The following is a 26,630-nucleotide window of genomic DNA, read 5'->3' as shown; positions in this document are numbered from 1 at the left end:
CCGACAACAGTCGGGCCTCACGAACTATAACGGACCTATCACCGAGGTACCCCGCATCGGTGATCACCGCACCCGATTGCCACCGATCTCACACCTTTATCGCCGAATTGCGCCGTTGCGACGAGCCCCGCCCGCCCAGCCGGGCTACGTTGCGCGCATGCAGCGCATCTGGTTCGCCGTCACCGCGGTGGTCGCCTTCGCCGGGCTCGCGGCGCAAACGGTCGTCTCGGTGTCAGCCGAGAGCGGCAGCGACACCGACGACACCGTCGCCGGGCGCGTCTTCACGATGCTCTGCTACTTCACCATCCAGTCCAACGTGATCGTCTGCGCGACGCACACGCTGCTGGCCCGCGACCCGTCCCGGTCGGGGCCCGTCTTCCGGGCGTTCAGGCTCGCCGGGATCGTCGGCATCGCGGTGACCGGGCTCGTCTACCACACGATCCTGCGCTCGCTCTACGAGCTGAGCGGCCTGGCGCACGTGGCCGACCTGCTGCTGCACACCGCGACGCCGCTGCTGGCGGTGCTCGGCTGGCTGCTGTTCGGTCCGCGCGGGCTCACCAGCGTCCGCACCGCCGTCCACGCGCTGCTGTTCCCGGCGCTGTACCTGGTGTTCACGCTGGTGCGCGGCCCGTTCGCGGACTTCTACCCGTACCCGTTCGTCGACGTGCGCACGCACGGCTACGGCGTCGTGCTGCTCAACAGCCTCGGCGTCGCCGCGCTGTTCCTGGCGCTCGCCTTCGGCGCGCTGGCGCTCGACCGGGTGCTGGCTAGGCGAGCCGAGCGGGGAAGCCCCCGGTAGCGATCGGACCCCAGCTGTCGATCTCGACCCTGATCAGGCACTTGCCCTGGCGGGTCATCGCCGCGCGGTACTCGTCCCAGTCGGGGTGCTCGCCGGAGATGCCGCGGAAGTAGTCCACCAGCGGCTCCAGCGCCTCCGGCAGGTCCAGCACCTCGGCGCGGCCGGAGACCTGCACGTACGGGCCGTTCCAGTCGTCGGAGACCACGCACGCCGAGACCGCGGGCCGCTGCCGGGCGTTGCGGGCCTTGGCGCGCTCGGGGTAGGTGGAGACGACCAGCCGCCCGTCGGCGTCCACTCCGCAGGTCACCGGCGACATCTGCGGCGAGCCGTCGGCGCGGGTGGTGACCAGGACGCATTTCGACCGCTCCCGGAGGAAGGCGGTCAGCTGCTCGCGGTCCGGGCGCTCGGCGGTGGCGATCTTCGGCATGCGCCCAGGCTATGACACCCGCGGGCACTCGGCCCGGCTCGACCGGGGCTCACGGGACGTCGAAGAACGCCACCGCCCGCTCCTCAAGGCTCCCGAGGTAGACCCGGCCGCCGTGCTCGCGGACGCCGGTCACCATGTGGTAGTCGGCGGGCGTGCCGTAGAAGTCGTGCACGACGCCGCCGGTGGCCGGGTCGAGGGCGCGGACCCACGCGGTGCGCTTCTCCTTCGGCTGCAGGCGGGGCGGCACCCGCCACAGCGCCTTGCGCAGCACAGGCGGGGTGCGCAGCAGGAAGTCGACCAGCGGGTCGCGCGGGCTGGCGAAGGCGATCCAGATGTTGCCGTCGCTGCCGGTGGAGATGTTGTCGGGGAAGCCGGGCAGGTTGTCGGCGAAGACATCGGACTCGCCCGCCCGCGGGCCGCTGAGCCACAGCCGCAGCAGCCGGTACTCCCACATCTCGGCGAACACGACGAAGGACTCGTCCGGGGCGAGCGCGACGCCGTTGGGGAACTGGAGCCCGGTGCGCAGGGTCTCGACCGCGCCGTCGGGGGTGCGGCGCAGGAAGCTTCCGGTCCCGGTGTGCTCCAGCAGGTCGGCCTTCCAGTGGGCCAGCTCGAAGCGCCGGGTGGAGTCGGTGAAGTAGACGGTGCCGTCGGCGGCCACCGCGGCGTTGTTGCAGACGTGCAGGTCCTCGCCCGCCGGGTGCAGCACCTCGACCGCGCCGGTGGTGCGGTCGACGGCCAGCAGCCCGCGCCGCGCGTCGCACACCAGCAGGCGCCCGTCGGGCAGGTGCTCGATGCCCAGCGGGCGGCCGCCGGTGTCGGCGATGGTGTCCAGCCTGCGGCCGTCGGAGGTCAGGCGCAGCACGCGGCCGTCGTCCACCCCGGTGTACACGTTGCCCTTGTCGTCCACGAGCACGTCCTCGGCCCCGCTGCCGTTGACGTGCCACACCGTCAGCCCCGGCAGCGACGGCGCGGGCCTGCGCCCGGCGCGCGGCGCCTTCCAGACCACCGGTTCGATCGCGGGCCTGCGCATCGGCGTCTCCTCCCAGTCGCGCTCGTCCACCCACTCTACGAGCGCGACCGGAACTCCTCAGGACGGCGCGAGAGTGCCGGGTAGCACCCCGAACTCCCCAACGACGCGGTGAGCGGCGGTCACGGCCGGGAAAGCCGCCGTCGCTGGACTCGTTGGTCGCGCCCGCGACGCCGATCGCCGACAAGCGCGACGCCACCGCGTTCTGGCTGCACCAGATCCGGACCTGCCGCCTGTGGACCACCCGCAGCGGACGCGCGTTGAGGCTCAGCCGCCCGCCTCGCGCAGGCGGACCTCGACGCTGTCGAGGATGAGGTCCAGGCCGTACTCGAACTCCTCGGCGTAGGAGTACCCACGCTCCTCGGCGTGCGCGGCGACGAGTTCGGCGAGGTAGGGGTAGCGCTCGGCGGGGATGAGGGCGCTCACGTTGTCGACGAAGGCGTCGACGGAGCCGGCCGGGTCGAAGGGGAGGTTCAGCTCGGTGACGACGAAGCCGTAGACGTAGGCGTCGATCGCGGAGAAGGCGTGGGTGGCCAGCGGCAGGGGGAAGCCGTCGCGGCGCAGGAAGCCGAGCACGGCGTCGTTGTGGCGCAGGACGTGCGGGCCGGGAACGCGGCGGGTGTCGACCAGGGCGAGCGACCACGGGTGGGCGGCCAGGGCGCCCCTGGTCGACGCCGCGCGGGCGGCCATCGCCGGACGCCAGGGGGTCGCGCGCTCGGGGAGGTCGATGCGCGTGTAGATCCAGTCGGCGAGGCCGTCGAGGAGGGCGGCCTTGTCCTTGACGTGGTGGTAGAGCGACATCGCCTCCACGCCCAGCTCCCGGCCGACGTTGCGCATGCTCACCTTGGCCAGGCCGCCCTCGTCGGCGACGCGGGCGGCGGCGTCGACCACGCGCGCGCGGGTCAGCGGGGGGCGCTGGGGCATCCGGACCGTCCTCCGTGCGGCTTGCGGTTCTTACGCACGTAAGGCTACCGTGGCGACCAGGCTTACAGGTGTAAGGAGCGAGTCATGCGCGCAGCGGTAGTCGACCGGTACGGCCCCCCGGAGGTCGCGCGGGTCACCGACGTCCCCAGACCGGAGCCCAGGGCGGGCGAGGTGCTGGTCCGGGTGCGGGCCGCCGCGGTGAACTCCTCGGACGCGCGCATCCGCGGCGCCCGGTTCCCCTCCGGATTCGGACTCTTCGCGCGGCTGGCGTTCGGGATCGGCAAGCCCCGGCGCGCGGTGCTGGGGGGCGCGCTCTCCGGAGAGGTGGTGGCACTCGGCGGACAGGTCGACGGGTTCGCGGTGGGCGAGGCGGTCTGCGGGATGACCGGCGCGCGGATGGGCGCGCACGCCGAGTACGCGGCGGTGCGGGCGTCCACGCTGGCGCGCAAGCCCGACGCGGTGAGCCACGAGGACGCTGCCGCCATCCTCTTCGGAGGGACGACGGCACTGCACTTCCTGCGCCGCAGGACTTCCGTCGGACCGGGGACGTCGGTTCTGGTCAACGGCGCGTCGGGGGCGATCGGCACCAGCGCCGTCCAGCTCGCCCGCCACCTCGGCGCGACGGTCACCGGCGTCACCAGCGCCGCGAACGCCGACCTGGTCCGCGGGCTGGGCGCCGAGCGCGTCATCGACTACACCCGCGTCGACCTCGCCGAGATCCCCGACCGGTTCGACGTCGTGCTGGACACCGTCGGCTCGCTGTCGATCGCCTCGGGCCGGCGGCTGCTCGCCCCCGGCGGGACCGTCGCGCTCATCGTCGCCGGACTCGGGGAGCTGCTGCGGACGCGCGGGAACGTCGTCGCCGGGCCTGCGCCCGAACGGGTGGAGGACTACGACTTCCTGCTGAACCTGGTGGCGGACAAGGAACTCACCGTGGTCGTCGACCAGACCTTCGACCTACTGGCTATTGTGGACGCCTATCGGCGCATTGACAGCGGGCGCAAGGTGGGCAACATCGTCGTGCTTCCGTGAACCAGACTGCGCGATTGGTGTGACATGACCAAAGCGCACGGGACCGCCCAGGCGAATCCCGGCTCTGTTCGGCCGTATTCCGGGGGCGACCGGTGCGCTCCCGTGGGGTTCGTCCGTAGCGTCGGGATGGTCCGTGATCCACTCCCCGATGCCTCAGGAGGGCAGCGTTGAGGTCACGTCCCAGACCCGGCTTGGCGGCACTCGTCACCGGAACCCTCGTCGTAGCCGTGTCCTCCGCGCTCACCCCCAGCGCGGCGGCCGAGTCCACCGGTGAGGTCGTCACCGTGGCGGGCGCCAAGGCGGTCCCCGACAGCTACGTCGTCGTGCTCAAGAACGGCGTGGACGCCGACGGCGCGGCGGCCGCCGTGGTGGACGCCCACGGCGGCGAGGTTCGCGACGTGTGGAGCCACGCGCTGCGCGGCTTCGCCGTCACCGCGACACCCGAGCAGGCGGCGAAGATCGCCGGCGACCCGCGGGTCGCGCTCGTGCAGCAGGACGTCGAAGTCAGCGCGAGCGGGACGCAGAGCCCGACGCCGTCCTGGGGCCTGGACCGCGTCGACCAGCGGACCCTGCCGCTGGACAACTCCTACACCTACCCCAACACCGCCGCCAACGTGACCGCGTACGTCATCGACACCGGCATCCGGGTCAGCCACGCCGACTTCGGCGGCCGGGCGGCCTGGGGCACCAACACCACCGGCGACGGCAACAACTCCGACTGCCACGGCCACGGCACGCACGTCGCCGGGACCGTCGGCGGCACAGCGCACGGCATCGCCAAGGGCGTCAAGCTGGTCGCGGTGAAGGTCCTCAACTGCGCGGGCTCGGGCACCACTGCGGGTGTCGTCGCGGGCGTGGACTGGGTGACGGCCAACCGCACCGGCCCGTCGGTGGCGAACATGAGCCTCGGCGGCGGCGCGCAGCCCGCCCTGGACACCGCGGTCGCGAACTCGATCGCCGCGGGCGTCACCTACGCCATCGCCTCCGGCAACTCCAACGCCGACGCCTGCGGGTTCTCCCCCGCCCGGGTGCCGACCGCGCTCACGGTCAACGCCTCCGACCGCAACGACGCGCGCGCCACCTTCTCCAACTGGGGCACCTGCACCGACCTGTTCGCCCCCGGCGTGGCCATCACCAGCGCCTGGGCCACCAGCGACACCGCCATCACCACCATCAGCGGCACCTCGATGGCCGCCCCGCACGTCGCGGGCGCCGCCGCCCTGCACCTGTCGGCCAACCCGGGCGCGACCCCGGCGCAGGTGGGCGCCGCGATCATCGACGCGGCGACCCCGAACGTGATCACGAACCCGGGCGCCGGCTCGCCCAACCGCCTGCTGTTCGTGCCCGGCGGCGGCACCCAGCCGCCCGCCAAGGCCACCCTCAACCGCTACCGCAAGGGCAGCGACCACGCCAGCGGCACCTCGGCGCCGTCCGGGTACCCGCTGGAAGGCGCGCTGGGCACGGTGAACACCACGCCGGGTCCGGGCACGCACCCGATCTACCAGTGCCTGGTCGGCGGCTGGGACTACATGACGTCGCAGGCCTCCAACTGCGAGGGCACGACGGTCGTCGGCGTGATCGGCTACCTGGCCGACGCGCCCGCCTCCAGCGCCAACCACCCGATTCGGCGGTGCCGGGTCGCGAGCAACGGCAACCACTTCGACTCGGCCTCGGCGAACTGCGAGGGCCAGATCGTGGAGGGCGTGCTGGGGTACTCGACCTGATCTCACCGATCGGGGGCGGCGGCCCGGGAGTGCGACCCGGGCCGCCGTCGGCTCAGCGGTAGGTCAGCAGGTCGCGGCGCTGGCCCTCGAAGTGGCCGTGCTCGTTGAAGGACACCAGGGTCGAGCCGGAGCGGCCGATGACGACCTTGGTGATCGCGGCGTTCACCGCGACGCGGTTGAGTGCCACGACGCCCTCAGGGCCCACGCCCAGCAGCCCGGCGCACAGGGCGGCGATCACCCCGCCGGAGGTCACCGCGACGGCGGTGCCGCCCTCGGCCGCGGCGGCCAGGGCCGCGGCGCCCGCAGCGGCGAAGTCGGCGTAGGTGCCCGCCGCGGCGGCGGGCTCGCCGCGCGCCCAGGCCAGCAGTGCCGCGTCCAGGGCGGACTGGAACTCGCGCGGGTCGGTGGGCAGCGGGTCGACCAGCTCGGTGACCAGTCCCAGGTGGTCGTACTCGTTCCACCGCGCGTCCTCGCCGACCTCCCCGCCGAGACCCGCGGCCACGGCGATCTCGGCCGTGCGCCGCTGCCGCGACAGCGTCCCGGCCAGCACCGCCACCGGCCGCACGCCGCGCGCGGACAGCTCCTCGCCGACGACCTTCGCCTGCCGCTCCCCCACCGGCGAGAGCACGTCGTAGTCGGCCTGCCCGAACGACGCCTGCCCGTGGCGCACCAGGTAGACCACGCTCATGCGCCCGCCACTTCGCGGCAGCGCCACTCCAGGTAGCCCACGAACATCCAGAAGTCCTTGAACCGCTCGTTGTGGGTCTGGCCGTGGTGGTAGCGGTAGTAGATCTGCTGCATGATCACCGCGAGCCGGAACAGGCCGAAGACCTCGTAGAAGGCCCAGTTCGCCGGGCTGGTACCGGACACCTCGCGGTAGCGCTCGACCAGCTCGGCGCGGGTGAGCATGCCCGGCAGGTGCGTGGGCTGGCGCCGCGCCCGCTGGAACACCTCGTCGTCGCCCGCCTCGATCCAGTAGGCGACCGCGCCGCCGAGGTCCATCAGCGGGTCGCCGAGGGTGGACATCTCCCAGTCGAGCACGCCGGTCACGGCCAGGTCCTCGTCGAGGACCACGTTGTCGAAGCGCCAGTCGTTGTGGATGACGACGGTGGCGACGTCCTCGGGCTGCTCGCGCGCCAGCCACGCCGTCACGGTCGCGAAGTCGGGCACGTTGTCGGTGCGCGCGGCGGCGTAGCGCGAGGTCCACCCGGCGACCTGCCTGCCGACGTAGCCGCGCCCCTTGCCCAGCTCCGCCAGTCCCGCGGCGGCCGGGTCGACCTGGTGCAGCTGCACCAGCCGGTCGACCAGCGCGGTGGACAGCGCGCGGGCGCCCGCGGCGTCGAGGTCCATCCCGGGCGGCAGGTCCCCGCGCAGGATCGTGCCCTCGACGCGCTCCATGACGTAGAAGTCCGAGCCCAGCACGGCGTGGTCGTCGCAGAAGCCCAGCACTGTCGGCACATACGGGTACACCGGCTTGAGCCCGCGCTGCACCCGGAACTCGCGCGCCATGTCGTGCGCCGAGGCCGCCTTCCGCCCGACCGGCGGGCGGCGCAGGATCAGCTCGCGGTCGGGGTAGGCCAGCAGGTACGTCAGGTTCGACGCCCCGCCGGGGAACTGGCGGACCTCCGGCTCGCCCGCGACGTCCACCACCGACTTCACCCAGGCGTCCACGGCGGCGGTGTCGAAGCCGTCCTCGCCGCGCACGGCCTCCGGCTCGTCCCTCACGACAGCCTCGCCACCCAGCCCAGCGGCAGGGTCCGCATGGCGAACCCCAGCACCGTCCACGGCCAGCGCGGCACCGAGGCGCTGCCCGGCTCGGCCTCGATCGCCCGCACCATCGCCCGCACGCCGGGCACGGTGTCGACCAGCAGCGGGGTCTTGGCGACGCGGCTGTTCATCTCCGAGCGGATGTAGCCGGGGTGCACGGCGGTGACCGCGATCGGCTTGCCGATCATCTCGGCGCGGATGCCCTCGGCGAGCGCGGACACCCCAGCCTTGGTGGCCGCGTAGGTGGTCAGGTTCTTGGGCAGGCCGCGCATGGCGCTCATCGAGGAGATCACCACCAGGTGGCCCGCGTTCTGCGCGCGGAAGATCTCCATCGCGGCCTCGCACTGGGCGAGCGCGGCGACGAAGTTGGTCTCGGCGGTCTGCTTGTTGGCCTGGAAGCCACCGGTGCCGATGGGCTGGCCCTTGCCCAGCCCGGCGTTGACGATGACCCGGTCCAGGCCGCCCAGCTCGTCGCGGAACTCGCCGAAGACGGTGAACACCGCGTCGTGGTCGGTGACGTCGAGGGCGCGCACGACCACCCGCACACCGGGGTGCTTGGCGGCGATCTCGGCCTTGAGCCCGTCGAGGTTCTCGGTACGGCGGGCGGCCAGCGCCAGGTCGCGGCCCTTGGCGGCGAACTGGCGGGCCATCTCCGCACCCAGGCCCGCGCTGGCCCCGGTGATCAGGATGTTCTTGCGGGTCACGGGGATTCCTTCTCCATCGCGGGCCGGATCTTGGCCCAGTACTTCGCCACCTGCCGGTCGCTGAGCCGGGGCAGCAGCCGCTTGAGCAGGTGGGAGCGGCGTCCGACGGCGTGGGTGTGCACGAGGAAGCGGCGCTCGGCGACGGCGGCGACCACCCGCGCGGCGACGTCGTCGGCGGTGACCGGGGACGAGGCCATCAGCTTGCGGCTGAGCTTGAGCGCGGCCGGGTCCGGGGTGCGGAGCCGGTCGTTGAGGTTGGTCTGGAAGAAGCCGGGGCAGACCACGCTCGTGCTGATCCCGTAGGGGGCCAGCTCGTGCTTGAGCGTCTCCGACAGGGCGAGCACGCCCGCCTTGGTGACGTTGTAGGAGGCCATGCCGGGCAGGTTCATGATCGCGGCCAGGGAGGCGATGTTGACCAGGTGCCCGGAACCCGCCGCCTTGAACAGCGGGACGAACTCCGCGCAGCCGCGCACGACGCCGCGCACGTTGATCTCCCAGATCCAGTCCCAGTCCTCGGCCGGGACGCGCTCGAAGCGCCCGCCCGAGCCGACGCCGGCGTTGTTGACCAGCACGTCGAGCCCGGCCCAGTACTCCTCGCACCACGCGCGAGCGGCGGTCCAGTCCCCGGCCGCGGTGACGTCGAGGGCCCGGTGCTCGGCGCCGATGTCGGCGGCGACGGCCTCGGCCGCGTCACCGTCCACATCGGTCACCAGGACGCGGTCGCCGCGGCGGGCGAAGGCGCGGGCCAGCGCGGCGCCGAGCCCGGACCCGGCGCCGGTGACCAGGACGCGGCTCACGGGAGGTACTTCTTCAGCTCGATGCGCGAGATCACGCCGAGGTGCACCTCGTCGGGGCCGTCGGCCAGGCGCAGCGAGCGCGCGCCCGCGTAGGCGGCGGCCAGCGGGAAGTCGTCGGTCATGCCCGCGGCGCCGTGCAGCTGGATGGCCATGTCGATGACGCCGAGCGCCATGTTCGGCACCACGACCTTGATCTGGGAGATCTCCGAGCGCGCGGCCTGCGCGCCGACGGTGTCGATGCGCCACGCGGCGTGCAGCACCAGCAGCCGGGCCTGGTCGATGGCGATGCGCGCCTGGGCGATGCGCTCGCGGTTGCCGCCGAGGTTGGCCAGCGGCTTGCCGAACGCGGTGCGCGTCGTCGCGCGCTCGCAGGCCAGCGACAGCGCCTTCTCGGCCAGGCCGATGAGCCGCATGCAGTGGTGGACGCGGCCGGGGCCGAGCCTGCCCTGGGCGATCTCGAAGCCGCGGCCGGGACCGGCGATGACGGCGCTGACCGGCAGGCGCACGTCGGTGAAGACGACCTCGCCGTGGCCGGAGGGCTCGTCGTGGCGGCCGAAGACCGGCAGCATCCGCTCGACGGTGACCCCCGGGGTGTCCAGCGGGACCAGCACCATGGAGTGCTGCTGGTACTTGTGGGCGTCGGGGTCGGTCAGGCCCATGAAGATCAGGACGCGGCAGTTCGGGTGGCCGATGTTGGTGGAGAACCACTTGCGGCCGTTGAGGACCACCTCGCCGCCGTCCGGGCCGTCCTTGACGATCGCGGTGGCGGCCATGTTGGTCGCGTCGGAGGAGGCGACGTCGGGCTCGGTCATGCAGAAGGCCGAGCGGATCTCGCCCTCCAGCAGCGGGGTCAGCCAGCGGTCCTGCTGCTCCTGGCTGCCGTAGAGGTGCAGGACCTCCATGTTGCCGGTGTCGGGGGCGTTGCAGTTGAAGACCTCCGGGGCGATGGCCGAGCGGCCCATCGCCTCGGCCAGCGGCGCGTACTCGACGGTGGACAGGCCCGACACCGACGGCAGGAACAGGTTCCACAGCCCGGCGGCGCGCGCCTTCGCCTTCAGCTCGGGCATCACCGGCAGCACTGTCCACGGGTCGTCCAGCGCCGCCAGCTCGCGGTGGTAGTCGGCCTCCACGGGCTCGATCTCGGTGGCGATGAACTCGTTCACCCTGGTCAGGTACTCCTCAGCGCGCGCTGAGCGGGCGAAATCCACGGCGTCCTCCTCGGTGAGCCCTCGTTGAGCGCTGCTCAACAAGGTACCCTTCTTATCGAGCACCGCTCAACAGCAGGAGGACCATGACCCCGGTGACGCGGCCCACCAGGACCCGGCGCACCGCCGAGGACCGCCGCCGCCAGCTCGTCGGCATCGGCCTGCGCATGCTGACCACCCGGCCGATCCACGCCATCACCGTCGACGACGTGGCCGCCGAGGCCGGGATCGCGCGCAGCCTGCTGTTCCACTACTTCCCCACCAAGCAGGACTTCTACGTCGAGGTGGTGCGCGCGGCCGGCCGCAGGATGCTGCGGGCCACCCGGGTCGACCAGGACGCGCCGGGCCCGCAGCGGCTGCGCGCGATAGTTGAGGGCTACATCGCGTTCCTGACCAGGCGGCGCTCGCAGTACGTCGGCCTGTTCCGCGCCGGCGGCCAGGGCGACTGGGTCCGCGCGGTGCACGACGAGACGCAGACAGCGCTGACCGAGCGCACCCTGGACGCGCTGGGCCTGGAGTCGCCGGATGAGGTGGTCGAGCTGTCGGTGCGCGCGTGGTGGGCCTTCGCCGAGGAGCTGACCATCGAGTGGACCGGCCGCGGCCGGGGCGACCTCGACGCCCTCGCCGAGGTGCTTCTGACCACTTTGGACGGCTTGGTCGGCAGGCGCTGATCGGGCTGCCGCACCGGCCACCTCCCATTGGTTGCGAGTCGCCATCGGCTTGACTAGCGTCGCGAAACCGGTTGCGAATCGCAAGCAGATGGGAGCTGTCATGGAGCCGCAGACGGCGGGCGGGAAGGTGCTCTGGCACTTCACGATGTCGCTGGACGGGTTCGTCGCCGCCCCGGGCCACGGCATGGACTGGATGGCGGGCACCGAGTTCCGCGACGGCCTGGTCGAGGAGTACGCGAGCACGACCGGCGCGGTGCTCGGCGGCCGCGACGGCTGGGACGCCTACCCCGACCCGTCGGGCATCTACGGCGGCGCCTGGCAGGGCCCGCTGTTCGTCCTCACCCACCACCCCGAGGACGCCACCCCGGTCGCGGGCGTCACCTTCCTCGACTGCGATGTCGCCGAAGCGGTGCGCATCGCCCTGGAGGCCGCCGACGGCAAGAACGTCGAGGTCTTCTCCGCCGACATCGGCCGCCAGCTCCTCGACCGGGGCCTGCTTGACGAGATCGACCTGCACATCGCCCCCGTCCTCCTCGGCGACGGAATCCGCCTGTACTCCAACCCCGGCGCCGCTCCGGTGCGCCTGGCCCGCGAAGGCGGCGGCGAGGTCGACGTCCGCTACCGCCCCATCCGCTGACCCGCTACCCCAGGGCGCTGAGCCGACCGCGCAGGAGCTTGCCGGTGGCGTTGCGCGGCAGCTCGTCCAGGAACACCACGTCCCGGGGCACCTTGAAGCGCGCCAGCGTCCCCTTCACGTGCTCGCGCAGGTCGTCGGCGGTGACCCGAGACGGATCACCCACCACCACGTACGCCTTGAGCCGCTGCCCGAACCGCTCGTCGGGCACGCCGACCACCGCGGCCTCGACCACCCCCGGGTACTCGACCAGCACGTTCTCGACCTCGCCGGGGAAGACGTTCTCCCCACCGGAGACGATCATGTCGTCGTCGCGGCCGTCGATGAACAGCCTGCCCTCGGCGTCGAAGTGGCCGATGTCGCCGCTGGAGAGCAGCCCATCGATCATGTCCTTGGTGCGCCCGTCGGTGTACCCGGCGAAGCTCAGGCCGCTGCCGACGAACACCCGACCCGTGGCCCCCGGCTCGGTGACGGGCCTGCCGCCCGCGTCGTAGAGCACCACCCGGCAGCCGACCGGGGGCTTGCCCACGGTGCCGGGCGCGGCCTTCCAGTCCTCGGGCGTGGCCACCGCGGCCACCGCCACCTCGGTCGACCCGTACAGGTTGTGGATGACCTCGCCGAAGGCCTTCGTGGCGCGGTTGCCCAGCTCCGGCGACAGCGCTGAGCCGGACACGAAGACGATCCGCAGCGAGGACGTGTCGTACGCGGCGAGGACGTCCGGGCCGAGGTCGAGGATGCGCTGGAGCATCGTCGGCACGAGCACGACCGCGCTCGCCCGGTTCGCGGCGATGTCGGCCAGCACCGTCTCCGGGTCGAACCTGCGCCGCAGCACCACCGCCGAGCCGAGCGCGAAGGACAGGATGAACTGCGAGAGCCCGGTCGCGTGGAACAGCGGCGCGCCGAGCACCGTGCACTCGCGGGCGCGCAGCGGCACCCGGTCGAGGAACTGCGCGGCCGCCAGCGGGGAGCGGACCTGGCGCGGGGCGCCCTTCGGGGTGCCGGTGGTGCCGCTGGTCAGCAGCACCATGCCGCCGGGTTCGGCGGGCGCGCGGACCGGGGCGTCGTCCGTGGCCGCGATCAGCGATTCCAGCGAGTTCGCCGCGCAGCCCCAGGCGAGGTAGCGGGGGATGTCCTCGGGCAGCGCGTCGGCGAGGTCGGCGAACTCCTCGTCGTGGATGAAGACGGTGACGCCCTCGCGCTCGGCGACGTCGACCAGCTGCGGGCGGGCGAACCCGGTGTTCATCAGCAGCAGCCGCGCCCCGAGCTTCCCGGCGGCGAGCATGGTCTCCACCGCCCCCCGGTGGTCGCGGGCCAGCAGCGCGACCACCGACCCGGCCCCGACGCCGCGCTCGCCCAGCGCGCGGGCCAGGGCGTTGGAGCGCAGGTCGAGCTGGTGGAAGGTCAGCGGCCCCAGGTCGTCGACCAGGCCCACCGCCGCCCGGTCCCGGGTCGCCGCGACCCGGGCCGCACCCGCGATCGGACCGTAGCGGCGCACCGCCAGCGCCGACTTGAGCACGTGGTCGGGCCGGGCCAGCGGGACCAGGCCCGCCTTCCGCATGACCTCGACGCCGCGCACCGCCACCACGGCCTTGCCCACCAAGCCGGTCACACCCACCTCCACGGAGCTACTCGCCAGTAGCACCGTGCCCCGGCGGGGCGGGGGCCGTCAACCGGGCCGGCGGAACTCTGGCCTGCGGAACAAATCCAGGGGTGCGGACTGTGTCGGTGGGGTGGCGCACAATCGAGCCGTGCTGGTGGCGGTGAGCCCGACCGAGGACGGCGGAGGCCGGGCGAAGGTGGCAGGCGAGGTGGTGGCGGTCGGCGACCTCGCGGCCTGGGTCGAACGCGTCGAACGGGAGAGCGCGCCGCGCTGGCTCGTGCAGGCCGCGGAGGAGTTCTACCCGCCGCTGCTGGAGCGCGGCGTGCGGATCGGGCGCTGCCACGACCTCGCCCTCACCGAGGCGCTGCTGCTCAACTTCGCCGAGACCCCGCGCCGCCCGCGCAACCTCGCCGCCGCCTGGGCCCGCCTGCACGGCGGCGCCGAGCCGCCCGACCCCCGGCCGCTCTCGCGCGGCGAGCAGCCCACCCTCTTCGAGCCCGACCGCGGCACCGCGCCCGCCGGGGTCGACGTGCTCGACGCCATGGTCGCCGTCCACGCCGACCAGGAGCGCCGCGCCGCCGCGACGGCGCACCCCGACCGCCTGCGGCTGCTGGCCGCGGCGGAGTCGGCCGGTGCGCTGGCGGCCGCGGAGATGACCCACCACGGCCTGCCCTGGCGCGTCGACGTCCACGCCGAACTGCTGGCCGACACGCTCGGGCCGCGCCCGGCCCAGGGCGCGCGCCCGGCCAAGCTCGCCGCCCTGGCCGACCGGATCACCGCGGCCTTCGGCGGGCGCGCGGTCAACCCCGACGCCCCGGCGAGCATCGTCACCGCGTTCGCCAAGGAGGGCGTGGAGATCCCGTCCACGCGCGCGTGGGTGCTGCGCGAGGTCGACCACCCGGCGGTGGAGCCGCTGCTGGAGTACAAGGAGCTGTCGCGGCTGTACGTCGCGCACGGGTGGTCGTGGCTGGAGAGCTGGGTGCGGGACGGGCGCTTCCGACCGGAGTACGTCGTCGGCGGGGTCGTGTCGGGGCGCTGGGCCACCCGCGGCGGCGCGGCATTGCAGCTGCCGAAGCTGCTGCGCACCGCGGTCCGGGCCGATCCGGGCTGGTCACTGGTGGTCGCCGACGCCGCCCAGCTGGAGCCGCGCGTGCTCGGCGCGCTCTCCGGCGACCGCCGCTTCGCCGAGGTGTCGGCGTCGGTGGACCTGTACACCAGCCTCGCCGCCGACGCCTTCGCCGGTGACCGCGGCCGGGCCAAGATCGCCATGCTCTCGGCCATGTACGGCGGCACCAGCGGCGAGGCGGGCCCCCTGCTCGCGGTGCTGCGCAAACGCTTTCCCCAGGCGGTGGAGTACGTCGAGCAGGCCGCGCGCGCAGGCGAACAGGGCCGCGTCGTGCGCTCGCGCCTTGGCCGCACCAGCCCACCCCCGAGCGACGCCTGGCGCGAGCTGACCGCCACCGAGGAGTCGGCGGGCCGCCGCGCCGCCCGCGACTGGGGCCGCTTCACCCGCAACTTCGTCGTCCAGGCCAGCGCGGCCGACTGGGCACTGACCCTGCTGGCCGCCCTGCGCCGCCGCCTGGCCGCCTCCACCGCCGCCATCGTCTTCTTCCAGCACGACGAGGTCATCGCCCACTGCCCCGCCGAACAGGCGACCTGGGTGGCCGCCGAGTTCGCCGCCGCCGCGGAGGAGGCCACCGCCCTGGTCTTCGGCCCCACCCCGGTGCTCTTCCCCCTCCAGGCGGTGATCGTCGACTGCTACGCCGAGGCGAAGTGACCTCTACCATCGGATCATGGGGAACCCGGACGAGGTGGAGAACAAGGCCCACATCGGCGGCGACCTCACCGGCACCGCCAACCTGGCGGGCCGCGACATCACCGTCAACTCCCCGAAACTCGACGTCCGCGTCCTCTACGCCGCACTCGCCTTCGTCGCCATCGCCCTGATCGCCGCCCTGGTTTTCGCCGTCACCATCGCCAGACCCACCACCCCCGCCGCCGCCCTGCCTCCCTCCCCCTCATCGGCAACCTCACCCGCCCCCTCCTCACCTCCACCCGCCACCACCCCAACCTCCTCCCTTTCCACCTCGCCCGCCTCCAACCCACCCACCCCCACCTTCACCGCCCCACCGACCACTCCCCCAGCTCTCCCGCCCGCTTCCCCCACCTACCAACAGACCTACTCCGCCGAACGCGCCCTGCACCACACCAACATCGACACCACCCCGCCCCGCCGCGACACCTCCCCCCAGACGTCCTACTCCGTCGACTTCGTCCCCCCGGTCGGCTCCATGACCCCGCAGGGCGAGCTGTACGCGGGCTCCATGTACTCCACCCCCACCGGCTTGGTCGCCGAATGGACCTCCTCCACCCACCCCACCGCCACCGCGTGCGCCGACCTCGCCGACCGCGCGGGCGCAGGCCGCGTCCGCATCACCGAGAACGCCTCGTACTGCCTTCTCACCCGGCGAGGCACAGTCGCGTTCCTGGAGTCGGTCCGCTTCACCGACCACCACGCCATCGCCACCGTCACCGTATGGGCAGCAGGACACTGAAGGCACCCGAACAACTCCCGCGCCTGGCACACCCTCGTCGTGTGCGATCTCCGGCGCCACCACGGCCACCGCACCCAGCGCCCTTCCGTCGAGGACGCCCATGATCTCACGGCGGCGCGGTAGAAACGGGGCATGACCGAACTGGGATTCATCGGGCTGGGCGTCATGGGCACCCCCATGGCGCTCAACCTGCTCCGCGCGGGCCACGGGCTCACCGTCTGGAACAGGACCGCCGAGAAGTGTGGGCCGTTGGTCGAGGCCGGGGCGAGGCGGGCCGACACCGCCGCCGACGTGTTCGCCGCCGCGGGGACCGTCTTCCTCATGCTCATCGACGAGCCCGCCACCGACGCCGTGCTCGACCGCGACGGACCCACCTTCGCCGGACGGGTGAAGGGCCGCACGGTGGTGCAGATGGGCACCCTGTCAGCCGAGTACTCCGCAGCCCTCCACGGCGACATCACCGCCGCGGGCGGCGCCTACGTCGAAGCCCCCGTCTCCGGCTCGCGCGGGCCCGCTGAAGCGGGGCAGCTCGTCGCCATGGTCTCCGGGGACCGCGACATCACCGCGCTGCTGGAACCCCTGTGCGCCAAGGTGGTCGACTGCGGGCCGGTGCCCGGCGCGCTGCTGATGAAGTTCGCCGTCAACACCTTCCTGATCACCATGGCCACCGGGCTGGTCGAGGCGTTCAGCTTCGCCGAACGGGCCGGGCTCGACGCCGGGAAGGTGGCGGAGATCATCGACGCGGGGCCGATGTCCTCCGGCGTTTCCCGGGCCAAGACGGCCAAGGTCGTCAGCGGCGACTTCTCCGTGCAGGCGGCCTGTTCCGACGTGCTCAAGAACAACCGCCTCGTCATCGACGCCGCTCGCGCGCGGGACATCCCCCTGCCGCTGATGGAGGTCTGCCTCGGCCTGTTCACCGACACCGTGGCCAGGGGCCGGGGCGGCGACGACATGGTCGGGGTCATCGCCGCCTACCGGGCGCTCACCTGAGCAGTGTCGAGTCCACTTCGGACAAGGACTTCTTCCCGCAGAGCGCCATCGTCAGGTCCGTCTCGGCGAGCAGGCCGCGCAAGACGTGGCGCACGCCCGCCTCGCCGCCGAGGCCGAGGCCGTAGACGTACGGCCGTCCGAGCAGCACCGCGTCCGCACCGAGTGCCAGCGCCTTGACGACGTCGGCTCCGGTGCGGACGCCGGAGTCGAACAGCACCGACATCCGCGATCCCACGGCCGCGGCGATCTCCGGCAGCACCTCCAGCGCGGCGACCGCGCCGTCGACCTGGCGGCCTCCGTGGTTGGACACCACGACGCCGTCCATGCCCTCGTCGGCGGCGCGGCGGGCGTCGTCGGGGTGCTGCACGCCCTTGAGGACGATGGGGCCGTCCCAGTGCTCGCGCAGGAACGCCAGGCGGTCCCAGCTCTTGTCCTGGCCGGTGAACAGCGACACCCAGCGCAGGATCGCCATCGGCTGGTCGTCCTCCGGCGGCGCGGCCAGAGCGGCGCGGAACGCCGGGTCGGAGAAGATGTTGGCCAGGCCCATCCCGCGCAGGAACGGCAGGTAGGCCTGGTCGAGGTCGGTCGGGCGCCAGGCGAGGGTCCAGGTGTCGAGGGTGACGACGAGGACCTCGTACCCGGCGGCCTTGGCGCGGTGCAGCAGGCTCGCGCACACGTCGGGCTCGTTGGGCCAGTACAGCTGGAACCAGCGCGGGCCGCCGACCTCGGCGACCTCCTCCATCGAGTACGAGGACACCGTGGAGAGCACCATCGGCACACCCAGCGCGGCGGCGGCGCGCGCGGTGGCCAGTTCGCCGTCGGGGTGCACGATCGACTGGACGCCGACGGGCGCGAGCAGCACGGGCGCGGGCATCGCGGTGCCCAGGACCGTGGTGGACAGGTCGCGCTCGGTCGCTTCGGCCAGCATCCTCGGCACCAGGGACCAGCGGTCGAAGGCGGCGCGGTTGGCCCGCACCGTCGCCCCCGACCCGGCGCCGCCCGCGACGTAGCCGAACGGGGCCGGCTCCAGCTTCTCGCGGGCCGCCTCCTCCAGCCGGACGCCGTCGGTGGTGAACGGCGGGGTCGCGCCGCCGAGGCCCTGCAGGTAGATCTCGCTCTGGTAGTCGCCGAAGTGCGCCATCGGGTCCCTTGCCGTCCGGGGGCGGGTCGGGCGCGAGTCTGTCACCGGCGGCGGCGGATGCGCCACATGCCGAGGGAGCCGACGCCGAAGCCCAGCAGCCCGAGGATGACCACCGGGGTGAGCAGGCCGAGCCCGCCCGCGCCGAAGGCCAGCGCCAGCGTCCAGCCTGCCAGCAGCGCCACGCCGAGGCCCAGCAGCGCGCCGCCGACGGCCATCAGCCTGTCCTGGGCCCACAGGAAGGACGGGGTCGCGCGGATCTCGGGCGGGAGCTTGAACACCGCCATGCCCGCCACCACGACCACCGCCACGGCCAGCGCCGCGGAGAACCACGCCAGCAGCCGGGTCGGCGACGGCATGCCCGCGATCATGAGGACGAACCCGCCTGCGGCCAGCCAACCGGACGCGCGCCGCTGCGCGATCCACAGGCCGATCCGCTGGGAGCGCCCGAAGCGGGAGCGGCGCGGACGGGCCGCGGCGGGCTCGGGCCGCGGCTCGTCGACCGCGGGAGCGGGGTCGGGCTCGGGGACCTCGTCGGACTGCTCGGCGACCGGGGCGGCGGCGCGGGTCGCGCCCGCGGCCGCCGGTCGCCTGGCTTTGCGGCCGGGTCCCTTGCTGAAGCGCCCCGGCTCCTCGCGGACGGGTTCGGGCTCGGGCTCGACCAGCGTCCAGTCCGGCTCGTCGGGGACGGCCTCCTGCCAGGCGGTGACCCGCTCCCACGGGACATCGCCGAAGCGCGCCCCGTTCCCGTTGCTGTTGCCGTTGCGGTGGGGCTTGCCCAGACGGGTCAGGGCGGCGCGCACGTCGTCGTTGCCCGGGTCGATGCGCAGCGAGTCCTGGTAGGCCGCGCGCGCGGCGTCGGGTTCGCCCGCCTTCTCCGCGGTGGCGCCGAGCACCTCGTGCGTGCGGGGTTCGTCGGGGGCGATGGCGACCGCGCGGCGGGCGGCGGTGAGCGCGTCGGCCGGGGCGATGGGGGCCAGCGCCTCGGCGAGGGCGACGTAGCCGCGCCAGTCGCCGGGGGTGCGCCGGGCCGACTCGCGGGCGGAGATGGCCGCCTCCTCGTGCCTGCCCAGCTCGGTGAGCGCGAGGCTGGCCAGGCGGTGCGCCCAGGCGGGCTCGCCCAGGGTGATCGCACGCTTGGCCGCGTCGAGGCAGCGCTGCGGCTCGCCGACGTCCAGGAACGCAGCGGCCAGGTTGCACCAGGCGCCCGGGTGGTCGGGGTGCTCGGCGATGACGGGCCGCAGGACCTCGATGGCGGCCGGGGCCCGGCCCGCCGCGGTGAGGCGCGCGGCGTCGGCGAGGGCCGCGTCGACCGGCTGGGCCATGGCTCCCCCTCCCCTTGCGCGTGTGGGGCGCCCAGTCTGTCAAGTCACCGACCGGGTGCCCAGTCGACCCGCCAAGGGAATCCCAGGGTGATCAGTGCTGACGGATGGATGTACCAACCCAGTGTGGACCAGACAGCGGACTGCCGGTAACCCTCGTTCGTCGAGGGTCATAGACTGATCGGGTGAGTGGACCGTCGCGATGGGTGAGAGTCCGATTGGCCCTCCTGCTCGGCGGACTCTCCGCTTTCGGCCCGCTGTCCATCGACATGTACCTGCCCGCGTTCCCGGAGATCGCCGAGCGCCTCGGCACCGGCCAGGCCCAGGTCCAGCTCACCCTGACCGCCTTCATGATCGGCCTCGCCGCCGGGCAGGCGGTCTTCGGTCCGCTCTCGGACGCCTACGGCAGGCGCGCGCCCCTGCTGGCTGGTCTGATCGGGTACGCGGCGGCGTCGCTGCTCTGCGCGATCGCCCCGTCGGTTTTCACCCTTGTGGGTCTGCGCTTCGCGCAGGGTGTCAGCGCCGCGGCCGGTGTCGTGATCGCCCGCGCGGCGGTGCGCGACCTGTTCACCGGCCCGGCGATGGCCCGGTTCCTCTCGATGCTGATGCTCGTCTCCGGCCTCGCGCCGATCCTGGCCCCGGTCATCGGGGCGCAGGTGCTGCGCTGGTCGACGTGGTCGGGCGTGTTCGTGGTGCTCGCCTACTTCGGCGTCGCGCTCCTGGTGGCCGCCGCGGTCTGCCTGCGCGAGACGCTGCCGCCGCAGCGGCGCAGGCCCGCCGACCCGCGCGGGATCATGCGCACCTACGCGCGGGTGGCCACCGACCGCACCTTCGTCGCGTACACGACCTCGATCGGGTTCGTCTCCGCGGCGATGTTCGCCTACATCGCCGGATCGCCGTTCGTCCTGCAGGAGCTGCACGGCCTGACCCCGCAGCAGTACAGCTTCGTCTTCGGCGCCAACGCCCTGGGCCTGATGGTGTTCACGCAGCTCAACCGGCTGCTGCTGCGCTGGTTCAGCCCGCGCGCGCTGCTCGCCGCCGGGCTGGTGCTCTCGGCGCTGGCGGGCGGGGGCGTGCTGGCCGCGGCGCTGCTGGAGCTGCCGCTGGCGTACCTGCTGCCACCGATGTTCCTGGTGGTGGCCAGCCTGGGCGTGGTCAATCCGAACGCGACCGCGCTCGCCATGGCCGACCACGGCTCGCGGGCGGGCACGGCCTCGGCGCTGCTGGGCCTCGTGCAGTTCCTCATCGGCGGCCTCGCCGCGCCGCTGGTCGGCATCGGGGACTCGGCGAGCGCGGTGCCGATGGCCGCGGTGATCGCCGCCATGTCCGGGGCGGGGCTGCTGTCGTTCGCGGTGCTCAGGCCGACCAAGCGCAGACCGGGCCGCTACGTGCTGCAGTCGCGGACCGAGCGCTTCGACCCGGTCGGATCCCAGGAGACGGTCAGGATCGCGCCGGTCCAGCCGGGTCGGCGGCGATTCCCGGGCAGATCGCGGAATTGACGTCACTTCCTCCCGTCACGGCTCGTTACCGTGCGCGTCGCACTAGCGGCAGGGCACACAGCACGTCGGGGAGCAGAGAGGGTGGGGCACGGTGAGCAGCCGGGAATGGACGGTCCACTGCCGCGACATCGCGGGTCGGCGCCGGGACGTGACGATCTTCGTCCGCCAGGGGCGGGTGGTGCTCGTCGCGCCGCCGGGGGAGACGGCGGTGTTCTCACCGCTGGACGTGGGCAGGCTGCGGGCGGCGCTGCGCGACGCGGTCGTGGACGCCTCGGTGGAGGCCGACCGCTGACCCGACCCGCCACAGGACTTCCTACCGTCGAGTAGGTAATGGCAGAATCCCGTGCGAGGAGGCACGGGATGACGACGTACTTCGTGACCGGCGCGACCGGGTTCCTCGGGCGACGGCTGGTCGAGCGGCTGCTCGCCCGACCGGGGACGACCGCGGTGCACGTGCTGGTGCGGGCCCGGTCCCTGCCGAAGCTGCCCGCCGGGGACCAGCGCGTCGTGCCGGTCGTCGGCGACCTGCGCGAGCCCGGCCTCGGCCTCGACCCGCTGCCCCCGGTCGACCACGTCGTGCACCTCGGCGCCGTCTACGACCTCACCGCCGCGGCCGCCGACAACCAGGCGGTCAACGTCGGCGGCACCGCCAACGCGGTCGACTTCGCCGCGTCGGCGGGCGCGCGGCTGTTCCACCACGTGTCCTCCGTCGCGGTCGCCGGCGATCACCGCGGCCGGTTCACCGAGCGCGACTTCGACCTCGGCCAGCGCCACCACTCCCCCTACCACGCGACCAAGTTCGCCGCGGAGAAGCTGGTCCGCGCGCAGGACCGCGTCCCGTACCGGATCTACCGGCCCGCGGCCGTGGTCGGCGACTCGCGCACCGGCGAGATGGACAAGGTCGACGGCCCGTACTACTTCCTGCCCGCGATCGCCCGGCTCGCCCGCCTGCCCCGCGCGCTGCCGCTGGTGCTGCCCGACCTCGGCGCGACCAACGTCGTCCCGGTCGACTACGTGGTCGAGGCGATGGCCCACCTCATGCACGTCGAGGCCCCGAACGGCACGACCTACCACCTGACCCACAACGGCAGGCAGCCCACCACCGAGGTCTACAACGCCTTCGCCGACGCCCTCGGCGCGCCGCGCGTCGCCGTGACCCTGCCGGTGCGCCTGCCCGCGCTCCGGCCCGGCCCCGCGCTCGCCGCGGCCCTGGCCGAGACGGGCGTCCCGGCCGAGGTCGTGCCGCACCTGGACATGCCGACAGTGTTCGACTCCACCGCCACCGAGGCGGCGCTGGCGGGAGCGGTGCGCCTGCCGCCGTTCGCCACCTACGCCGCGCGCCTGGTCCGGCACTGGTCCGAGCACCTGGACCCCGAGCGCGCCGGGCGCGGCCTGCGCGGCAGGCGGGTCGCGGTGACGGGGGCGTCCTCGGGCATCGGCAGGGCCACCGCGCTGGCGCTCGGCGCGCGCGGCGCGCACGTGCTGCTCATCGCCCGCCGCGCCGACGAGCTGGCCGAGGTGGCCGGGCTGATCACCACCGCGGGCGGCTCGGCGCGCACGCACCCGTGCGACCTGACCGACGCCGACGCGGTCGACGCGCTGGTCAAGGACCTGGGCGCGGTCGACATGCTGGTCAACAACGCGGGCCGCTCCATCCGCCGCTCGGTGCACCTGTCGGTGGACCGCATGCACGACTTCGAGCGCACGATGTCGCTGAACTACTTCGCCCCGCTGCGCCTGACGCTGGGCCTGCTGCCGGGCATGCGCTCGCGCGGCTTCGGCCGGATCGTCAACGTGACCACGATGGGCCTGCAGTCCGACACCCCGCGCTTCGCCGCGTACCTGGCCTCCAAGGGCGCGCTGGAGCACTTCGGCCGTGCCGCGGGACGCGAGCTGCTGGCCGACGGCGTCACCTTCTGCTCGGTGCGCATGCCGCTGGTCCGCACCCCGATGATCAAGGCGACGGACGCCTACCGCAGCGTGCCCGCGTTCTCCCCGGACACCGCGGCCCGCATGATCATCGACGCGCTGGAGGGCACCGCCGAGGTCGTGCAGCGGCCGGAGGGGCTGGCCCTGGAGCTGCTGCGCGCGCTCAGCCCGGCGCTGCACCGGCAGGCGCTCAACCTCGCCCACCGGCTGACCCCGGAGTCCGCGCCCGAGGCCCGCACCCGCGCCGAGCACCCGGCCGCGGTGCTGGTGAGCGCTGTCGTCCGGCCGCTGTGGCGGGGGCTGCGCGGCCGATAGCCGCGCGGCGGACGGCCGCTCCGCCCGTGGGGTGACGTCGGATGACCTCGCCGACGGGCAGACTGGTCGGCGTGGACGACGGCGTGTACCGGCTGAGGGCCCCGGCCAACCTGGTGAGCAAGAGGGCGGTGCTGCACTGGACCCTGAGCGCGGCGATCGGCTGGGTGGTCGCGCTCGGCGCGCTCGCGGGGTGGTGGGCCTTCGCGGGCCACGCCTGGCAGGGACCGGCGCTCGCCGCGCTCGGCGGCGTGGCGGTGCTGCACACCGCGGTGATGCCGACCTGGCGCTACCGGGTGCACCGCTGGGAGACCACGCCGGAAGCGGTGTTCACCCGCTCCGGGTGGGTCAGCCAGCAGTGGCGGCTGGCCCCGGTCTCGCGCATCCAGACCGTCGACACCCAGCGCGGACCGCTGCAGCAGGCGCTGAACCTGGCCACCGTCACGGTGACCACGGCCTCGGCGGCGGGCCCGGTGAAGATCGAGGGCCTGGACACCGACGTCGCGGCCCGGATCGTGGACGAGCTGTCGGCCACCACGCAGGCGGTGCCGGGGGACGCGACGTGACCGATCTGCCCGCCGCGCCGCCGGTCGCCGAGCCGCCGCCGGAGTGGGGCAGGCTCGACCCGAGGATGATCGTGGTCAAGCCGCTCAACGAGCTGATCGGCCTGCTGCCGCTGCTGTTCGCGCTGGTGTTCCTCGGCAACGTGGAGACCTGGCGGGTCGTCGTCGGCGTCGGCACCGTCGCCCTGATCATCCTCTACGGCCTGTTCGCCTGGCTGACGACGAAGTACCGGATCACCGACAGCCAGGTCGAGCTGCACACCGGGGTGCTGTTCCGCCAGCGCAAGTCCATCCCGCGCGAGCGCATCCGCACCGTCGACCTGACAGCCAAGCTCGGCCACCGGCTGTTCGGCCTGTCCGCGGTGCGCGTCGGCACCGGCCACCAGGAGCGGCAGGCGGGCGAGGGCGTCGCGCTCGACGCGGTCACCACCGCCGAGGCGGAGCGGCTGCGCGAGGTGTTCCTCCAGCGCCGCAGGGCCGCGCCCGCCGGTCAGGCGGCCGAGCCCGCCGCCGGTGCCCCCGGCGGGGCCGCGTCCGCCGACGAGCTGGCCGAGATCACCCGGCTGGACCGGCGCTGGTACCGCTACGCGCCGCTGTCGCTGTCGGGCCTGATCGGCGTCGCGGTCGCGGTCGGCTTCGGGATGAACCTGGTCAACGAGCTGGACCTGCGCTTCTCCGAGGTCGCCGCGCTGCGGGGGCTGGCCGACTGGGTCACCGCGACGCCGCTGCCCGCCGTGCTGCTGGTCGCCACCCTCGCCGTGGTCGCGCTGTCCACGCTCGCCTCGCTGCTGACCTACGCGCTGCAGAACCACGGCTTCCGCCTGACCCGCCACGCCGACGGCACCATCCGGGCCCGCCGCGGCCTGCTGACCACCCGCTCGGTGTCCATCGAGGAGCAGCGCCTGCGCGGGGTCGCCCTGCACGAGCCGCTGCTGCTGCGCGCCGCGCGCGGCGCCCGGCTCACCGCCGTCACCACCGGCCTCGGCGTGCGCCAGGCGGGCGGCAGCCTGCTGGTCCCGCCGTCACCGAGGGCCGAGTCGCACCGGGTCGCCGCCGAGGTCCTGCGGCTGCCCGAGACCCCGACCACGGCCCCGCTGGCCCGGCACCCGGCCGCCGCCCGCACCCGCCGCCTCGTGCGCGCCGTGGCGGGCCCGCTCGCGCTGGCCGCCGTTCTGGGCGTGCTCGCCGCGACGGCGGACTGGCCGCCGCTGTGGACCGCCGCGGCCGGGCTGACGCCGCTGGCCGTCCTCATCGGACTCGACCGCTACCGCAACCTCGGCCACGGGCTGACCGAGCGCCACCTGGTCTCCCGGCACGGCTCACTGGACCGCAGGACGGTGGCCCTGCAGCGCACCGGCATCATCGGCTGGCGCTTCGACCAGACGCTGTTTCAACGCCGGGCCGGGCTCATCACCGTCACCGCCGTGACCGCGGCGGGCAGCGGGCACTACGCGGTGACCGACATCGGCGAATCGGCCGGGGTGCGCCTGGCCGACGACGCCCTGCCGGGCCTGCTCGGGCCGTTCCTCCTCAGGTCGGCCACTCGTGCACCGGGCGGTTCTCGTGCATCAGGTCCAGGTAGCGGCGGGTCATCTCGGCCAGCGCCTGCCCCCGGTCCATCGACGTCGACTCCTCCAGCGAGCGCACCGTAGCCACCTGCCAGGTCGCGCCGTTGCGGCCGGTCAGGCAGCGCTGCTCGATGACGCCGAGCAGCCGGTCGCGGTCCTCGGGCGCCACGCCCCAGGCGTCCAGGCCTTGGTGGGCCAGCGGCAGCAGCCGCCGCAGCACCAGCTCGGTCAGCGGCACCTCACCGACGCCGGGCCAGTACAACCGCGCGTCGATGCCGTTGCGGGCTGCGGCGTGGAAGTTGTCCTCGGCGGCGGAGAAGCTCATCTGCGTCCACAGCGGACGGTCCTGGTCGGCCAGGCCGCGCACCAGGCCGAAGTAGAACGCGCCGTTGGCCATCGTGTCGACCACCGAGGGGCCCGCGGGCAGCACCCGGTTCTCGATGCGCACGTGCGGGCGACCGCGCACCACGTCGTAGATCGGCCGGTTCCAGCGGTAGACGGTGCCGTTGTGCATGCGCAGCTCGTGCAGCTCCGGGACGTCGCCGCGGGCCAGCACCTCGGCCGGGTCCTCGTCGGAGGAGACCGGCAGCAGCGCCGAGAAGTACTGCACGTTCTCCTCGAACAGGTCGAAGATCGAGGTGATCCACCGGTCGCCGAACCACACCCTGGGCCGCACGCCCTGGGCCTTGAGCTCGTCCGGGCGGGTGTCGGTGGCCTGCTCGAACAGCGCGATCCTGGTCTCGGCCCACAGCTGCTTGCCGAACAGGTACGGCGCGTTCGCCCCCAGCGCCACCTGCGGCCCGGCGATCACCTGGCTGGCGTTCCAGAACCGGGCGAAGTCGTCCGGGGCGACCTGCAGGTGGAACTGCACGCTCGTGCAGGCGGCCTCCGGCGCGATCGACTCCGCCTGGGTGGCCAGCCGCTCGGCCCCGGCGATGGCGATCGTCAGGTCCTCCCCGCGGGCGGCGAAGACTTGCTGGTCGAGCAGCCGGTAGCGCGGGTTCTCCGAGAGCGCGGCGTGTGAGGTGTGCTGCTGGCGCAGCGTCGGCAGGATGCCCACCATCGCGATGTGCGCGCCGATGTCGGCGGCCTTGGCCTCGGCGGCGTTGAGGTCGTCGCGGACCCGCTGCTCGAACACCGCCAGCCCGCTGGGCTCCAGCCGCTGCGGCGGGACGTTGATCTCGATGTTGAACCGGCCCAGCTCAGGCACGAACGCCGGGTCGGCGATGGCGTCGAGCACCTCGGCGTTGCGCATCGACGGCTGCCCGTCGGCGTCGACGAGGTTCAGCTCGACCTCGATGCCCGCCATCGGCCTGCCCGCGTCGAACTTCGACTCGGCCAGCATGCGCGCGAACACGTCGAGGCACTGCCGGACCTTCTGCCGGAAGCGCTGGCGGTCGGCGCGCGTGAACTCCGTCTGGTCGACGTCCTTTCCCATGC

General features: G+C 73.6%; 24 protein-coding genes and 1 pseudogene. 13 read left to right on the top strand and 12 right to left on the bottom strand.

The window, feature by feature from the left end:
* The first annotated feature begins 157 nt into the window (after positions 1-157).
* Entirely contained in the window at positions 158-799 is a 642-nt protein-coding gene (locus ACFPM7_RS18560) for a Pr6Pr family membrane protein (RefSeq protein WP_378248898.1), read from the top strand.
* On the opposite strand, the gene ACFPM7_RS18555 is transcribed toward ACFPM7_RS18560, so the two are convergent.
* The 3 genes from ACFPM7_RS18555 to ACFPM7_RS18545 all read right to left on the bottom strand — a co-directional run bounded on the left by ACFPM7_RS18555 (position 768) and on the right by ACFPM7_RS18545 (position 3,180).
* The gene (locus tag ACFPM7_RS18555) at positions 768-1,226 is read right to left on the bottom strand and encodes a PPOX class F420-dependent oxidoreductase (RefSeq protein ID WP_378248897.1); all 459 of its coding nucleotides are present in this window, start codon (positions 1,224-1,226) and stop codon (positions 768-770) included. The two genes, ACFPM7_RS18560 and ACFPM7_RS18555, sit on opposite strands and share 32 nt — an antisense overlap.
* Positions 1,227-1,275: 49 nt before the next feature.
* A complete protein-coding gene (locus tag ACFPM7_RS18550) occupies positions 1,276-2,289 on the bottom strand; it encodes an SMP-30/gluconolactonase/LRE family protein (protein WP_378248896.1) in 1,014 nt (337 codons plus the stop codon).
* Positions 2,290-2,523: 234 nt separating this feature from the next.
* Positions 2,524-3,180: a TetR/AcrR family transcriptional regulator gene (locus ACFPM7_RS18545; protein ID WP_378248895.1), complete on the bottom strand. Its 657-nt coding sequence runs from the start codon at positions 3,178-3,180 to the stop codon at positions 2,524-2,526.
* Between the two features lie 84 nt (positions 3,181-3,264).
* Between ACFPM7_RS18545 and ACFPM7_RS18540 the strand changes: the two genes are divergently transcribed.
* Together ACFPM7_RS18540 and ACFPM7_RS18535 are read left to right on the top strand one after the other, a co-directional pair.
* Complete coding sequence (locus ACFPM7_RS18540; RefSeq protein WP_378248894.1) at positions 3,265-4,212, top strand: NAD(P)-dependent alcohol dehydrogenase; 948 nt, start codon at positions 3,265-3,267, stop codon at positions 4,210-4,212.
* Between the two features lie 167 nt (positions 4,213-4,379).
* Positions 4,380-5,936, top strand: a complete 1,557-nt coding sequence (locus ACFPM7_RS18535) for a S8 family peptidase (RefSeq protein ID WP_378248893.1) — start codon at positions 4,380-4,382, stop codon at positions 5,934-5,936.
* Positions 5,937-5,988: 52 nt separating this feature from the next.
* On the opposite strand, the gene ACFPM7_RS18530 is transcribed toward ACFPM7_RS18535, so the two are convergent.
* The 5 genes from ACFPM7_RS18530 to ACFPM7_RS18510 are packed head-to-tail and all read right to left on the bottom strand — an operon-like array spanning position 5,989 to position 10,412.
* Positions 5,989-6,624 (bottom strand): histidine phosphatase family protein, encoded by a 636-nt coding sequence (locus ACFPM7_RS18530; RefSeq protein WP_378248892.1) that lies wholly within the window; start codon positions 6,622-6,624, stop codon positions 5,989-5,991.
* Positions 6,621-7,661 carry a phosphotransferase family protein gene (locus ACFPM7_RS18525; protein WP_378248891.1) on the bottom strand — a complete coding sequence of 347 codons (1,041 nt, stop codon included), beginning with the start codon at positions 7,659-7,661 and terminating at the stop codon, positions 6,621-6,623. Before ACFPM7_RS18525 ends, ACFPM7_RS18530 begins: the two co-directional genes overlap by 4 nt.
* Entirely contained in the window at positions 7,658-8,407 is a 750-nt protein-coding gene (locus tag ACFPM7_RS18520) for an SDR family oxidoreductase (RefSeq protein ID WP_378248890.1), read from the bottom strand. Before ACFPM7_RS18520 ends, ACFPM7_RS18525 begins: the two co-directional genes overlap by 4 nt.
* Positions 8,404-9,204, bottom strand: a complete 801-nt coding sequence (locus tag ACFPM7_RS18515) for an SDR family oxidoreductase (protein WP_378248889.1) — start codon at positions 9,202-9,204, stop codon at positions 8,404-8,406. The genes ACFPM7_RS18520 and ACFPM7_RS18515 overlap by 4 nt, the downstream gene beginning before the upstream one ends.
* Positions 9,201-10,412 carry an acyl-CoA dehydrogenase family protein gene (locus tag ACFPM7_RS18510; RefSeq protein WP_378248965.1) on the bottom strand — a complete coding sequence of 404 codons (1,212 nt, stop codon included), beginning with the start codon at positions 10,410-10,412 and terminating at the stop codon, positions 9,201-9,203. The genes ACFPM7_RS18515 and ACFPM7_RS18510 overlap by 4 nt, the downstream gene beginning before the upstream one ends.
* 83 nt (positions 10,413-10,495) lie before the next feature.
* Here ACFPM7_RS18510 and ACFPM7_RS18505 point away from each other — a divergent pair, with 83 nt between their 5' ends.
* Both ACFPM7_RS18505 and ACFPM7_RS18500 read left to right on the top strand, forming a co-directional pair.
* Entirely contained in the window at positions 10,496-11,080 is a 585-nt protein-coding gene (locus ACFPM7_RS18505) for a TetR/AcrR family transcriptional regulator (RefSeq protein WP_378248888.1), read from the top strand.
* 100 nt (positions 11,081-11,180) lie between these two features.
* Positions 11,181-11,717, top strand: coding sequence for a dihydrofolate reductase family protein (locus ACFPM7_RS18500; RefSeq protein WP_378248887.1), 537 nt, complete (start codon positions 11,181-11,183; stop codon positions 11,715-11,717).
* 4 nt (positions 11,718-11,721) lie between these two features.
* Here the strand turns inward: ACFPM7_RS18500 and ACFPM7_RS18495 are convergent, their stop codons facing one another.
* Positions 11,722-13,272 carry an acyl-CoA synthetase gene (locus ACFPM7_RS18495; protein ID WP_378248964.1) on the bottom strand — a complete coding sequence of 517 codons (1,551 nt, stop codon included), beginning with the start codon at positions 13,270-13,272 and terminating at the stop codon, positions 11,722-11,724.
* A gap of 190 nt (positions 13,273-13,462) precedes the next feature.
* Between ACFPM7_RS18495 and ACFPM7_RS18490 the strand changes: the two genes are divergently transcribed.
* The 3 genes from ACFPM7_RS18490 (at position 13,463) to ACFPM7_RS18480 (ending at position 16,859) form a co-directional block, all read left to right on the top strand.
* Entirely contained in the window at positions 13,463-15,091 is a 1,629-nt protein-coding gene (locus ACFPM7_RS18490; protein WP_378248886.1) for a bifunctional 3'-5' exonuclease/DNA polymerase, read from the top strand.
* A gap of 16 nt (positions 15,092-15,107) precedes the next feature.
* A complete protein-coding gene (locus ACFPM7_RS18485; RefSeq protein WP_378248885.1) occupies positions 15,108-15,869 on the top strand; it encodes a hypothetical protein in 762 nt (253 codons plus the stop codon).
* A gap of 132 nt (positions 15,870-16,001) precedes the next feature.
* Entirely contained in the window at positions 16,002-16,859 is an 858-nt protein-coding gene (locus ACFPM7_RS18480; RefSeq protein WP_378248884.1) for an NAD(P)-dependent oxidoreductase, read from the top strand.
* Here the strand turns inward: ACFPM7_RS18480 and ACFPM7_RS18475 are convergent.
* Together ACFPM7_RS18475 and ACFPM7_RS18470 are read right to left on the bottom strand one after the other, a co-directional pair.
* Positions 16,852-18,000: a lactate 2-monooxygenase gene (locus ACFPM7_RS18475; RefSeq protein ID WP_378248883.1), complete on the bottom strand. Its 1,149-nt coding sequence runs from the start codon at positions 17,998-18,000 to the stop codon at positions 16,852-16,854. The genes ACFPM7_RS18480 and ACFPM7_RS18475 overlap by 8 nt on opposite strands.
* Positions 18,001-18,041: 41 nt before the next feature.
* Entirely contained in the window at positions 18,042-19,322 is a 1,281-nt protein-coding gene (locus ACFPM7_RS18470) for a tetratricopeptide repeat protein (protein ID WP_378248882.1), read from the bottom strand.
* A 203-nt stretch (positions 19,323-19,525) separates the two neighbouring features.
* Between ACFPM7_RS18470 and ACFPM7_RS18465 the strand changes: the two genes are divergently transcribed.
* From ACFPM7_RS18465 to ACFPM7_RS18445, 5 genes and pseudogenes are all read left to right on the top strand, one after another.
* Complete coding sequence (locus ACFPM7_RS18465; RefSeq protein ID WP_378248881.1) at positions 19,526-20,818, top strand: multidrug effflux MFS transporter; 1,293 nt, start codon at positions 19,526-19,528, stop codon at positions 20,816-20,818.
* A 91-nt stretch (positions 20,819-20,909) separates the two neighbouring features.
* Positions 20,910-21,110 (top strand): hypothetical protein, encoded by a 201-nt coding sequence (locus ACFPM7_RS18460; protein ID WP_378248880.1) that lies wholly within the window; start codon positions 20,910-20,912, stop codon positions 21,108-21,110.
* A 68-nt stretch (positions 21,111-21,178) separates the two neighbouring features.
* Complete coding sequence (locus ACFPM7_RS18455; RefSeq protein WP_378248879.1) at positions 21,179-23,062, top strand: SDR family oxidoreductase; 1,884 nt, start codon at positions 21,179-21,181, stop codon at positions 23,060-23,062.
* 41 nt (positions 23,063-23,103) lie between these two features.
* Positions 23,104-23,625: a PH domain-containing protein gene (locus ACFPM7_RS18450; protein ID WP_378248878.1), complete on the top strand. Its 522-nt coding sequence runs from the start codon at positions 23,104-23,106 to the stop codon at positions 23,623-23,625.
* Positions 23,626-23,690: 65 nt separating this feature from the next.
* Positions 23,691-25,082 (top strand): annotated as a pseudogene (locus tag ACFPM7_RS18445) (PH domain-containing protein); the annotation flags it as partial.
* A gap of 70 nt (positions 25,083-25,152) precedes the next feature.
* Here the strand turns inward: ACFPM7_RS18445 and ACFPM7_RS18440 are convergent.
* The gene (locus ACFPM7_RS18440; RefSeq protein ID WP_378248877.1) at positions 25,153-26,628 is read right to left on the bottom strand and encodes a glutamate-cysteine ligase family protein; all 1,476 of its coding nucleotides are present in this window, start codon (positions 26,626-26,628) and stop codon (positions 25,153-25,155) included.
* Between the last annotated feature and the right edge of the window lie 2 nt (positions 26,629-26,630).

The organism is Actinokineospora guangxiensis (genome assembly GCF_042657845.1).
GTDB classification, from domain to species: Bacteria; Actinomycetota; Actinomycetes; order Mycobacteriales; family Pseudonocardiaceae; genus Actinokineospora; species Actinokineospora guangxiensis.
This window is presented reverse-complemented; position numbering and strand designations above follow the sequence as displayed.